At 40.7% G+C, this 13,009-nt stretch carries 13 protein-coding genes; all 13 read right to left on the reverse strand.

The window, feature by feature from the left end:
* Window positions 1–367: 367 nt before the first annotated feature.
* The 13 genes from ABKA15_RS06030 to atpB all read right to left on the reverse strand — a co-directional run bounded on the left by ABKA15_RS06030 (window position 368) and on the right by atpB (window position 12,993).
* Window positions 368–2,140, reverse strand: a complete 1,773-nt coding sequence (locus ABKA15_RS06030) for an ABC transporter ATP-binding protein (protein WP_106388096.1) — start codon at window positions 2,138–2,140, stop codon at window positions 368–370.
* Between the two features lie 12 nt (window positions 2,141–2,152).
* The gene (locus ABKA15_RS06035) at window positions 2,153–3,892 is read right to left on the reverse strand and encodes an ABC transporter ATP-binding protein (protein WP_049513631.1); all 1,740 of its coding nucleotides are present in this window, start codon (window positions 3,890–3,892) and stop codon (window positions 2,153–2,155) included.
* Window positions 3,893–4,181: 289 nt separating this feature from the next.
* Complete coding sequence (locus ABKA15_RS06040; RefSeq protein WP_049513633.1) at window positions 4,182–5,027, reverse strand: DNA/RNA non-specific endonuclease; 846 nt, start codon at window positions 5,025–5,027, stop codon at window positions 4,182–4,184.
* A 98-nt stretch (window positions 5,028–5,125) separates the two neighbouring features.
* Entirely contained in the window at window positions 5,126–5,302 is a 177-nt protein-coding gene (locus ABKA15_RS06045) for a DNA-directed RNA polymerase subunit beta (protein ID WP_041784006.1), read from the reverse strand.
* Entirely contained in the window at window positions 5,295–6,575 is a 1,281-nt protein-coding gene (gene murA / locus ABKA15_RS06050) for a UDP-N-acetylglucosamine 1-carboxyvinyltransferase (protein WP_049513635.1), read from the reverse strand. Before murA ends, ABKA15_RS06045 begins: the two co-directional genes overlap by 8 nt.
* Window positions 6,576–6,613: 38 nt before the next feature.
* Entirely contained in the window at window positions 6,614–6,844 is a 231-nt protein-coding gene (locus ABKA15_RS06055) for a DUF1146 family protein (protein WP_018543445.1), read from the reverse strand.
* A gap of 104 nt (window positions 6,845–6,948) precedes the next feature.
* A complete protein-coding gene (locus ABKA15_RS06060; protein WP_003028068.1) occupies window positions 6,949–7,368 on the reverse strand; it encodes a F0F1 ATP synthase subunit epsilon in 420 nt (139 codons plus the stop codon).
* Window positions 7,369–7,378: 10 nt separating this feature from the next.
* Complete coding sequence (gene atpD, locus ABKA15_RS06065) at window positions 7,379–8,785, reverse strand: F0F1 ATP synthase subunit beta (protein ID WP_003025268.1); 1,407 nt, start codon at window positions 8,783–8,785, stop codon at window positions 7,379–7,381.
* A 34-nt stretch (window positions 8,786–8,819) separates the two neighbouring features.
* Entirely contained in the window at window positions 8,820–9,698 is an 879-nt protein-coding gene (locus ABKA15_RS06070; protein WP_049513637.1) for a F0F1 ATP synthase subunit gamma, read from the reverse strand.
* A gap of 15 nt (window positions 9,699–9,713) precedes the next feature.
* Window positions 9,714–11,219, reverse strand: coding sequence for a F0F1 ATP synthase subunit alpha (atpA, locus tag ABKA15_RS06075; protein WP_049513639.1), 1,506 nt, complete (start codon window positions 11,217–11,219; stop codon window positions 9,714–9,716).
* Window positions 11,220–11,234: 15 nt separating this feature from the next.
* Window positions 11,235–11,771, reverse strand: coding sequence for a F0F1 ATP synthase subunit delta (locus ABKA15_RS06080; RefSeq protein WP_049513640.1), 537 nt, complete (start codon window positions 11,769–11,771; stop codon window positions 11,235–11,237).
* Window positions 11,771–12,265: a F0F1 ATP synthase subunit B gene (gene atpF, locus ABKA15_RS06085; RefSeq protein ID WP_049513642.1), complete on the reverse strand. Its 495-nt coding sequence runs from the start codon at window positions 12,263–12,265 to the stop codon at window positions 11,771–11,773. The genes ABKA15_RS06080 and atpF overlap by 1 nt, the downstream gene beginning before the upstream one ends.
* Window positions 12,266–12,279: 14 nt before the next feature.
* A complete protein-coding gene (gene atpB / locus ABKA15_RS06090) occupies window positions 12,280–12,993 on the reverse strand; it encodes a F0F1 ATP synthase subunit A (protein ID WP_049513643.1) in 714 nt (237 codons plus the stop codon).
* Between the last annotated feature and the right edge of the window lie 16 nt (window positions 12,994–13,009).

The raw sequence follows: 13,009 nt of genomic DNA on the forward strand, positions 1-13,009 counted from the left end.
TTGCAGCTATCTGCCTTAATGGAACCATTCACAAGCCATGATTAAAAACTATCAACTAGGATAACAGGCAAACTAAAATGAATGCTTGCTATCGACTAGGACAACTATGTATAAAACCAATTCTTGTTATCAGTCCAGCTGACATGCAAAACGAAACCTATTCCCTACATCTCCCAAACTGATAGAAGAAATGATCTGCCCCTCAAAGATGTTGTGAAAAAGAGTCGCGATACAGAATGATTTCCTTTCAATCTTAGTACGATCAAAAATAAAAAAACACGAACTCGTCCAGATTAGCTAGCAACTAGTCAAGACAGAGTTCGTGTTTTTATTGTTTCGTTGGAGTTTTGTTTTGCTCCTTTATTCGTTAGGCTTCTTTCTTGGCAAACTGACTTGTATATAAGTCGTAATAGAAACCTTTATCAGCTAGAAGCGATTCGTGAGTTCCTTGCTCAATGATTTGTCCATCTTTGAGAACCAAAATCTTATCTGCCTCTTGAATCGTCGATAAGCGGTGAGCAATGACAAAGCTTGTTCGTCCTTGCATGAGGTTCTTCATCGCTTTTTGAATCAAGAGCTCTAGGCGCGTATCAACGGACGAAGTCGCTTCATCCAAAATCAAGATTTTTGGATCGGCTAATAGTGCTCGCGCGATGGTCAGCAATTGTTTTTGTCCTAGCGAAATATTGCTGGATTCCTGATTCATTTCCATATTATAGCCACCTGGAAGCGTCCGAATGAAATGATCGACATTAGCTGCTTTGGCGGCTTCCACAATCTCTTCATCTGTCGCATTCAGATTTCCAAAGCGCAAGTTTTCTTTGACTGTTCCTTCATAAAGCCAAGCGTCTTGCAAGACCATACCAAATTGTTTGCGGTATTCTTGGCGAGACAAATTGCGAATATCATGGCCGTCAACAGAAATTGAACCGGCAGTTACATCGTAAAAACGCATCAGTAGATTGATGAGGGTAGTCTTTCCAGCACCAGTCGGACCGACAATTGCCACCATTTCGCCCGGCTTAACCTCTAAGTTGAAGTCTCGAATGAGTGGTTTGTTTTCCACGTATTGAAAATCAACATGCTTGAAGCTGACCTGTCCTGTCAAATCATGCTCCAGCCGCTCTTTCGCATCTGTTACTTCGTCTGGTTCATCCAAGACTTGAAAGACACGATCTAGCGAAGACTTAGCACTCTGCAATTGCCCAGCCAATTGCGTTAAGTTTTGGATTGGCTGGTTTACTTGCCACACGTATTGTACAAATGCTTGCATGTTCCCAATCGTTAATTGTCCAGAAACGACTTGCAGACCACCAACAACCGCTACAAGCAGATAAGTCAAATCTGAAATTGCGTTCAAAATTGGCATCATCAAGCCAGAAATAAAACTAGCTTTGAACCCGACTTCTTGGAGGTTTTGCGTGATTTCTCGAAAATCGTCTGAAGATGTTTCTTCACGGCCATAGAGTTTCAGCACATTAAAACCAGTTAGATTTTCTTGAACAAATCCATTCATGACACCTAGCGTATTTGCTTGCTTTTTAAAATACGGTTGTGATTTTTTCAAAATAAAAGTCGCGCCAAAATAGGTCAATGGAATGCTAGCAATCACTATCAAAGCCAGTTGAAAATTAAGATACAAGACCATTCCGATGACTAAGGTAATGGTCAAAACCGCATTTACAACTTGTAAGAATGATTGTTGAAGCGCATTTGAAACAGTCTCTACATCACTGGTAAAGCGCCCTAGCAAATCTCCAAATTGATGCTTATCAAAGTAAGAAACTGGAATTTGATTAATTTTAGAACTCAACTCATTGCGCATGTCACGTACGGTATTTTGCACTGCATTGGTCATAAAATAATTAGAATAGTAAGACCCAATTTCATAGAACAAACCACGCAAAAGGTAAAGTGCCATTACCCCAAAGACATATGTTGTATTTATACTGGCGCCTTCGACTCCTTTTGCTATGTCCAGCACATTTCGTGTCAATTCTGTAATAGCAAGACCAAGTACAAAAGGCTCTAGCACACTCATGACAATACTAACCACTTTTAAAAAGATAGCAAGGATAACGGAAGCTTTATAAACTTTTAAGTAACTCCACAAACGAATAAAACTATGTTGTTTTTTCATGTCATCTCCCTCCTATTCTTCTTCTGTTAGTGATTGGCTATTGAGCTGAGAATTGGCAATTTCACGATAGATGTCATTGCTTTGCATCAATTCTTCATGCGTCCCACGACCGACGATTTCTCCCTTATCAAGGACAATAATCTGATCTGCATCCATAATGGTTCCCACACGTTGTGCAACAATCAAAACTGTCGCATTTTGCGTGACTCCCTTGAGTCTGCTTCGAAGAATAGCGTCCGTCTTATAGTCCAAAGCAGAGAACGAATCATCAAAAATATAAATATCTGGTTCTTTCACGACCGCTCGCGCAATGGAGAGACGTTGCTTTTGACCACCAGAGAGATTGCTCCCTCCTTCTGCCAAATGCGTTTCAAAACGCTCTTCCTTGCTTTCGATAAAGTCTCTCGCTTGTGCTACATCTGCTGCTTGCACCAATTCCTCACGACTAGCATTTTCTTTCCCATAGCGGAGGTTTTCTGCGATTGTGCCGGTAAAGAGCAGAGCTTTTTGTGGAATGAAACCTATCTTCTGCCGTAGTGCTTTTAGATTATAAGAACGCACATCCACTCCGTCCACTAAAATCTTTCCTAAAGTCACATCATAAAAGCGCGGAATCAATTGCACCAATGAGGACTTCCCTGAGCCGGTCGAGCCGATAAAAGCAATCGTTTCACCAGGCTTGGCTTTGAAGGAAATATTATGCAAGACTGGACTCTCTGTTTCACCAGGATATGCAAAGGTAACATTATCAAACTCTAAATAACCATGATTCTCTGTCTCAGTCACACCATCTTCATTTGGATTGATTGAAATGGGCATTTCCATTACTTCTTTCAACCGTTCACTTGAAACAGCTGTACGAGGATACATAGTAAACAAGCTAGATAGCAACAAGAAAGACAGCAAAGCGTGGAAACTGTATTCGATAAAAGCAACCAAATCCCCAATTTGCAAGTCTCCTGTACCAAGTGGTTTTAAAGCAAACCAGACAATGGCAACAATCATGGCAATGATGATTTGAACAAAGAGCGGTTCTGTCAAACCAGTTAATTTAAATAAGCGATTGGAATTATCCGCATAAATTTCATTTTGTGAAGCAAAGCGCTCTTCTTGAAATTCTTCTCGTGCAAAAGCCCGAATAACACGCAGACCCGTTAAATTTTCACGCGCGTATTGATTGATTTTATCTAACGTTTTTTGTTGCTTTTCGGATAGAGGACGTGTTTTTGTCGCCACATACCAAACGACAATGCCGAGAAAAGGAACGGAAATTGCGACAATCCAAGCTAAAGAGGGGCTGGTGACAAAAATCATCATCACACTGGAAATCATCATCATAGGCGTGACGACACCCATTTTTAAGGATTGCTCTGCAAATTGCATAAGAACAAAAGCATCACTGGTAATCCGTGTCACCAAAGACGAAACGCCAATCTGCTCGTATTCATGATGGGAATACTCTTGCAATTTATCATACACATCATTGCGCATGTCACGTACCATGCTCGTCGTTAATTTCCCAGCAGCATAGGCAAGGACAATCCGTCCAAAGACTCCTAGCAAAATGACAATGAGCATCACAATTGCCCAATAATACAAACGATTGCTGTCTCCTCGATTAATCCCTTCGTCAATCATTCGTGCCAAAACAGTCGGCAAACCGAGATTCACCACAACAAAGAAGACAGCACCAAAGAAATCCAACATCAACCATTTGGGATATTTTTTCAAATAAGACCAAATATACTTCATGTTTCTCCTTTCTCCTCATAAAACAAATCCACAATAAAAAAGCACCAACGTACTTTTTAGACAAAATGGGAGTGGGACAGAACTTATCTTGAAAAATTTAAGTTCGTGGTCCCACCCCCGCGAGGGTGATTAGGTACTCTTTCGAGCTTGAAAAGCGAATAAAGAGTCCAATCACCTACTGCGTCATTCGCTTATCACTAAATTAGATAGAAGCTGAGATACTTTTTGTCCGACCTCATGTAACAATAGTATAACAAAAGGATGATATAAATGCAACACTAGCAATAATCTAGTTGGTAACGGTCACTTCTCCTGTTTGATAATTTAGCCGAAGTCCTGTCTGTACGTTGGGAACAAAGACATTCATTTCCAAGCTACTATCGCTTGATTTAGCTTCAATATGCGAACCAACTGGCACTAAATCCTGTTCATTAGCATAAATCAAAGTCACCCGATACCGAACTCGTTTATTCTTGTCTAGTGCCTTGCGAACCTTTGTTTCATAGAAATTTTGACCCGTAGAATGACTAGTATTTGCTTGATTAGCCCAAGCTGTTTGCACAGCTATATTTTTCGGGTTGCTGGTCGAAGCATCAAAGCCTTTCAAGTTACCAATCAAAGCATAACCCAACAAATGTCCTCGGTCAACCGCATGATTGTATTCACCCGATAAATGCTTGACTTGATGCCAGCCAGCAGGTGTCCAAGCCGTGGAGCCGTTTCCCGTTTCTTCACGATTCTTATACTGACGAGTGGCTTTAGACAAAAGAGCATTTGCAACCGTCGGAACGGTCTGACCTCGGACGAGTTTAGTCTTATTATCCGCATAAGGAACGCTTGCAACTTTAGCATCCAATGTTGCTTTATTTTCATTGATTGTGAAGGCTCCTGCCCCATTCCATTCAATCTTTCCTTTGAGTTGCCGTTTAACGGACTCTGTCAAAACACTCTGTGCTAATTCTTGACTGGGTGCTGCATGATTCGTCCGAATACTTCGATTAATAGCAGTGCTGTCAGAAGGCTTCGTACTACCATGATGATTGCTAAAAGAATAACCTCCCAGCGCAAGAACCAGTGCTATAACCAGACCAGCTACACTTTGTGCTACTTTCTGATTGGATTTCTTTCTCGCCATTTCTCCCCCTTTTAAATAAATAGGAAGCGGGACTCAAAGCCAACTTCTACGAAATCACGACCTCTGTCTCACTCCCTTTTTCCTATCAATATTATTGTCTATTGTCCTGTGAATTTGCTGATAATCTCCTGCCACTTATCTGGCGATAAAATAGCCCATGGATTTTTGCCACCGTAGCCAACAACTAAGCCGAGTGCAAACAAAATCAAACCAAGCAATAAGACTGCTAGAACAATTCCAACTTGTTTTCCAACGTATTTCAAATCATTATTCATCGTCATCTTCCTTCACTCGCTTAATAGAAGCACCTAAGTTAGCCAACTTTTTATGGAACTGGTAATAGCCTCTGTCCAAGTGAGTTAGCTGTCCTACTTTTGTTTCACCTTCTGCAACCAAACCAGTCAAAATTAGCGCGGCACTTGCACGCAAGTCCGTTGACATCACTTCGGTTCCTTGCAAAGCTTGGCCACCAACGATACGAGCTGTGTCTCGCATAATTTCCGAGTGTAGACCCATTCGACGCATTTCTTCCAGATGTTGGAAACGATTCTCAAAAACAGTCTCAATCATAGTGGATTCGCCCTTAGCAACCGTCATCAAAGCTGTAAATTGTGCCTGCATATCTGTTGGAAAACCAGGATGAGGAAGTGTTTTGACATTGACTGCCTTCAGTTTGCCCAAATCTGAACGAATCCGAATCCCCTCATTTTCCTCGGTAACAGAGACACCCATTTCTAGCAATTTCGCAATAAGTGGACGATTATGCTCCCAGATAGCGTCTTGAATAAGAATATTACCACCAGTCATAGCACCTGCTACCATAAAAGTCCCGGCTTCAATGCGGTCTTGTACTACACTATGGCTTGTCCCCATCAGCTCCTCAACTCCAGTAATGGTTAGTGTCTCTGTGCCTGCACCACGAACTTTAGCCCCCATTTTGTTCAATAAAACAGCTAAATCAACAATCTCCGGTTCGCGCGCTGCATTTTCAATCACTGTTACACCATCTGCTAAAGTTGCTGCCATCATAATGTTTTGTGTCGCACCTACACTTGGAAAATCCATGTAAATATGAGCTCCATGCAATCGGTTAGCTTTGGCCTCAATAAATCCAGCCGTCTGCTTAATTTCAGCCCCCATTGCCTCTAATCCTTTCAAATGAAGGTCAATAGGACGACTTCCAATCGTACAACCACCCGGCATGGAAACTTTTGCGTGACCATTACGCGCCAAAATAGGTCCTAATACAACAATTGAAGCACGCATTTTACTCACATATTTATAAGGCGCTTCTTCACTCAACGGCTGTGTAGCATCCACCGTAATCCGGTTTTCTTCTTGCTCAAAAGTCACTTTTGTATTCAATCCACGAACCACATTGTTCATCGTAAACACATCTGATAGAACCGGAACATTGGTTAGAGTTGTTTTCCCTGTCGTCGCTAGAATAGTTGCTGCAAGCAAAGGCAAAACAGCATTTTTGGCACCTTCAATTTTAACCGAACCAACTAATGGATTCGAACTGCCTTGTATAATAATTTTATCCATATTTTCTCCAAAACACTTATTTTATTACTTTTCTCATCTTATAAATTGCTATTAAACACATCACGTCCTAATGTATAGAGACTGAGGAAGAAAGAGCTGAGCAAAAAGCCTAATGCAATGCTAAGCAATAAAATCAAAAAACGAATTCTAAAAGCATTGTCAGCATTCACTTTCAATAGTTTTTCCCAATTCACAACAGTAGAAAGTAAGTGAAATGAAAGAAAAATAAAGATCATATGGCTACTAAGCGTAAAAATTAACTGAATCATATCCTCATTATACCAAAAAAATAGATGAGAGCAAACTATCGGACACGAATCATGTACCGATAACAAAAAAGCCATTATAAAAAAGGCCAATTGGCCTTTTCATATTATAATCTTGTTCCAACGTTAATTCGATTAATGGCACGTTGAAGAGCGATTCTGGCACGACGTTCTTGGTCAATCAAATGCTTTTCATGTGCTTCTTCAATAGCACGTTCAGCACGTAATTTTGCTCTTTCTGCACGACTGATGTCAATATCGCGAGCACGTTCGGCAGAGTCTGCAACAATGGTGATTACATTATCAGCCACTTCGACAATTCCACCATTCACAGCAATCCAATTGACATGATCTTCATCATCAATCCGCTTCACTTTGACCTCATCGACAGCCAAAACAGCAATCATATTTTCATGATGCGGTAAAATCCCCATTTCTCCATCAAGAGTTTTAACGGAAACAAACGTTGCATGGTGGTCAAAAACTAGACCATCAGGTGTCACGATTTGTACTGTCATTTGAGCCATAGGTCACCTCTTAAAATCCCATTTTTTCAGCTTTAGCAACAACATCTTCGATGGAACCAACACCACGGAAGGCATCTTCAGGAAGATGATCATATTTTCCTTCAAGGATTTCTTTAAAGCCACGAACTGTATCAGCAACTGGTACATAAGAACCTGGTTGCCCAGTAAATTGTTCAGCAACATTAAAGTTTTGTGACAAGAAGAATTGAATCCGACGCGCACGCGCAACCAAAGTCTTTTCTTCGTCTGACAATTCATCCATACCAAGGATTGCAATAATATCTTGCAATTCATGGTAACGTTGAAGGACACGTTTCACTTCTGCCGCTACAGCATAGTGCTCTTCTCCGACAATTTCAGGAGCAAGGGCCCGAGAGCTAGAAGCAAGTGGGTCAACTGCTGGGTAAATCCCTAATTGCACCAACTTCCGTTCCAAGTTGGTTGTAGAGTCCAAGTGGGCAAACGCTGTCGCTGGCGCAGGGTCAGTGTAGTCGTCGGCTGGCACATAGATAGCTTGGATAGAGGTTACAGAACCTTTCTTGGTTGACGTAATCCGTTCTTGCAATTGTCCCATTTCTGTCGCAAGTGTTGGTTGGTAACCAACGGCTGAAGGCATGCGCCCAAGAAGGGCAGATACTTCAGAACCTGCTTGCGTGAAACGGAAGATATTGTCAATGAATAAAAGCACATCTTGACCTTCAACATCACGGAAATATTCGGCAATGGTCAAACCAGTCAAAGCCACACGCATACGTGCTCCAGGTGGTTCATTCATTTGACCGAAGACCATGGCCGTTTTTTCAATAACGCCAGATTCTTTCATTTCCCAGTAAAGGTCGTTCCCTTCACGTGTTCGTTCTCCAACACCAGTAAAGACAGAAATTCCACCGTGTTCTTGGGCAATGTTGTGAATCAATTCTTGAATCAAGACTGTCTTTCCAACACCGGCACCACCGAAAAGCCCGACTTTCCCGCCTTTTAGATAAGGTGCAAGGAGGTCAATCACCTTGATTCCTGTTTCTAAGATTTCTGATGAAGTAGACAACTCATCAAAAGTTGGAGCTTTTTTGTGGATTGGTTGACGTTCTGCATCTTCACCAAAAGGAGCTTCCAAGTCAATGGTATCTCCTAAAACGTTAAAGACGCGACCGAGTGTTTCTTTCCCAACGGGGACAGAAATTGGACGACCAGTATCTAGGACTTCCATGCCACGAGTCAACCCGTCAGTTGATTCCATAGCAATGGTCCGAACCACTCCGTCACCAAGCTCAAGAGCTACTTCAAGGACGATTTTCGATTTTTTTTCGTCATTTTTATAGACTACAAGTGCATTATTTATCTCAGGTAATTTATCACCAGCTGCAAACGCAACGTCAACGACTGGTCCGATAACCTGAGCAATTTTGCCTGAGCTCATTCTTTTCTCCTCTTTATATTTATTTTCTGTGACACTATTCTAGTGCACTTGCACCCGCCACAATTTCAGTAATTTCTTGCGTGATAGCTGCTTGTCTAGCACGATTATACTGAATGGTCAAATCATTGATAACTTTTTTCGCGTTATCTGTTGCTGTCTGCATCGCGGTCATTCCAGCTGCATTTTCTGCCGTTTTCGCATCAATAATCGCCCCGTAGATCATACTTTCAGCAAACTGAGGCAACAACTGATCCAAAATAACATCGCGGCTTGATTCCAATTCCAAATTCAAAACGTAGTCTTCATCTGCTTCATTTGGATCCAAATCCACGATTGGAAGCATTTGTTCAACACGCATTTGGCTGGTCAAACTATTGACGTGATGATTATAACAAACATACAATTCATCAAATAATTCGTTTTGATACATTTCAACCGTTTTGTTAATGATTTTACGGACTTCATCAAAGCTTGGTTGATCTGCTAAACCACGCAGTTCATAAATTGGTTGGAGACCACGAGCACGAAAGAAATCCGAACCCATACCACCGATTGAAATAATGACAAAATCATCTTTATCATGATATTCTGCAAAAAGTTCCATCATGGATTTGAGAATGGTCGCATTATAACCACCTACTAAGCCACGATCCGATGTAATAACGATATAGGCTGTTTTTTTCACCGGACGACTAATCAACATAGGGTGGTATTTGGAATTTTGCACTTCATGCCCATGAAGCAAATCTGTCAATAACTTTCTGACTTTAGAAGCATAGATTTGGAAATTCTTGGCCGCTTCTTCTGACTTTCCTAGCTTGGCAGCAGATACCATTTGCATAGCATTTGTGATTTGACTGGTGTTTTTTGTGGATGCAATTTTATTTTTTATATCATTTAATGAAACTGCCATCTGACACCTCTATTCTTACTTGAAGCTAGACTGATTGATAAATTCAGTAATTGCAGCATCTAAGACTGCTTCCTCTGGAAGGTCTTTTGTTGTACGAATGATTTCATAGAGGTCTTCATGATGAGCATCAAAGTAATCAAACAGTTCTGCTTGAAAACGAAGAATATCATCAACCGGTACACTATCCAAGAAACCATGTGTCAAGGCGTACAAAATAACAACTTGTTTTTCAACTGGTAGTGGTTCATGAACAGGTTGTTTCAAGACTTCTACTGTCCGACGACCACGATTCAATTTCGCTTGCGTTGCCGCATCCAAATCACTACCAAACTTGGTAAATGCTTCCAATTCACGATAAGAAGCAAGGTCAATACGCAAGGTTCCGGCAACCTTCTTCATCGCTTTTATCTGTGCAGAACCACCTACACGTGATACAGATGAACCGGCATCAATAGCAGGTCGAACACCTCCATTAAAGAGACTGTCGCTTAAGAAGATTTGACCGTCTGTAATTGAAATTACATTGGTTGCGATATAAGCGGAGATGTCTCCTGCTTGCGTTTCGATAAACGGCAGCGCTGTAATAGAACCACCACCTAATTCATCCGAAACTTTTGCAGAACGTTCCAAAAGACGACTATGAAGATAGAATACGTCTCCTGGGAAAGCTTCACGACCTGGTGGACGACGAAGCAAAAGTGACAGTTCACGATAAGCAACCGCTTGTTTTGATAAATCATCATAGACAATCAAAACGTGTTTGCCACTATACATAAATTCCTCTGCCATTGCTACACCTGCATAAGGTGCTAAAAACAGCAATGGTGAAGGTTGCGAAGCTGACGCTGTGACAACGATTGTATAGTCCAACGCTCCATACTGACGAAGCGTTTCTACTTGCGTACGAACCGTTGATTCTTTCTGACCAATGGCAACATAGATACAAATCATATCTTGTCCCTTTTGGTTCAAAATCGCATCAATCGCAATACTTGTTTTACCAGTTTGACGGTCTCCGATAATCAATTCCCGTTGCCCACGACCGATTGGCACCAAAGCATCGATCGCTTTCAAACCTGTTTGAAGCGGTTCTGATACAGATTTCCGTTGCATAACTCCCGGAGCAGGTGTTTCAACTGGACGCGTTTTATCTGTCTTAATCTCGCCAAGTCCATCAACCGGACGACCAAGCGGATCAACAACCCGACCAATCAAAGCATCTCCGACAGGCACTTCCATGATTTTACCAGTACGACGAATGGTATCCCCTTCGCGAATATCCGTAAAATCACCTAAGATGATAATCCCTACATCTGTTGATTCTAAGTTTTGTGCCATACCGTATGAGCCATTTTCAAAAATCAACAGCTCACCACTCATTGCATTGTCAAGACCATGAGCACGGGCGATTCCATCACCAATATATGTGACGACCCCTATTTCTGTGACGTCAAAATTTGGCTGGAAATTTTCAATTTGTTGCTTAATTAAAGCGCTGATTTCTTGTGCGTTAATCGCCAAAATTCACACCACTTTCTATTTCAAATTTTCTTTTACTGTTTGTAATTGACGTTTAATACTTGCATCAATTGTCTTATTATTAGCTGTGATGATAAAGCCACCAATGAGGCTTGCATCCAGTTCTTCTTTTAAAGAACGAACCTGCAATCCAAATTTTCGCTCAATAATCGGAATGATTTTAGATTTTTGCTCCTCCGATAAACCTTGAACTGATTTGATTGTCACTTCAAATTCATTACTAATCTTTTCAAGCTGGTGAAGACTTTCTACTAAAATATCATAAAAAAGATCTTCACGATGATTATGAATAATAACTTCAATGAAATTGTCAATCAAGGATGAATCAGAACCTTGAAAATAGCGAAGGCTTCTTTCTTTTTCTGTATCATCAACACCAATATGTGATAAAAAGGCAGCTAAATGTGTATTGTCAAAAATGTCTTTGATTTGCTGAAGTTTTTCAAAAACATCTTTTTGCTGACCTTTTTCAATCACGAGTTGGACAAAAGGTGTGGTATATTTTTCAATTACCGCATATCTTTTTTTGTCCATTAAGCATCTCCTAGCTTGTCAATATAGCGGTCAATGAGCTCTTTGTGAGCTTCTTGATCCAATTTTTGGCCTAAAATTTTGCTAGCAAGATTTACAGTCAAATCGGCTACATCACCTTTGATACTGTTCATGGCTTCTGCTTTGGTTTGAGCGATTTCTTGATTAGCCTTTTCTTTTAAACGTCCAGCTTCATCAGCTGCATCTGCCAAGATTCCTGCCTTGTTTTTCTCGGCAGTTTCTTTGGCATTTTCAATAATTGTTGTCGCTTCTTGACGACTACCTGCTAATTCTGTTTCTCTCTTTTGAGCTAAATCTTCTGCTTTTTGACGAGCAGATTCTGCGCCATCAATGTCATCTGAAATCTTTTTGGCACGTTGCTCAAAAGTACTTGTGATATTATCCCAGGCAAATTTCTTAATTAAAACGATTAACAGAAGAAATGAGCCTGCTACAAGGATAAAATCCCCAATAAGACTACTTAAAGTAATATTCATCTCTTTTCTCCCTTCTATTCCTCACCATTAATTTTCTTACCTAGATACATAGATGTCAACATGGTAAATACATAGGCTTGAATACATGAAATAAAGACTGAAAAAGCTGTCCAAACAAGATTCAAGACAAATGCTATTGGATACCAAGCAGCAGCTTGTTGTGACAAAGTTAATAACAAGCCAGACAGAACTTCCCCTGCATAGATATTACCATAGATCCGCAAAGCCAAAGAAGCAAAATTGGTGAATTCTTCCAAAATATTCATTGGAGTCATTCCAACAGGTGTCGCAAAAGCTTTGAGATACGCTTTCACCCCACGTCGGCGAATCCCTTCAATGTGACAAATCAAGGTAATCAAGAATGAAAATCCTAGGTCAAATGCAAGATTAGCTGTTGGAGATGTCCACAAGTTATATCCCTTGGTTGTCTGCACTTTTGCCATCAAGCCAAGGTTGTTAGCTACTGCAACAAAAAGGAATAAGGAAAAGATAAATAGAGAGTAATTCTTCATATACTTATCGCCAATATTGCCCTTTGTAAAGCCAATGACAAAATCATAGAGGTATTCTAAGACGTTTTGCTTACCAGAAGGCTTCAGCGTCATTTTCCGACTAGCCCAATAGACGAAAGCAAATACAATAAGTACGGTTAGAAGAGACATAGCAAGTAGAGTCAAATCAAAGGTCACAGGACCTAAAGTGATGGTTGGATTTACACTTTCTTCCAACGAACTCCACCCCCTT

Source organism: Streptococcus sp. KHUD_010, assembly GCF_040207525.1.
In the GTDB taxonomy this organism is placed as follows: domain Bacteria; phylum Bacillota; class Bacilli; order Lactobacillales; family Streptococcaceae; genus Streptococcus; species Streptococcus hominis.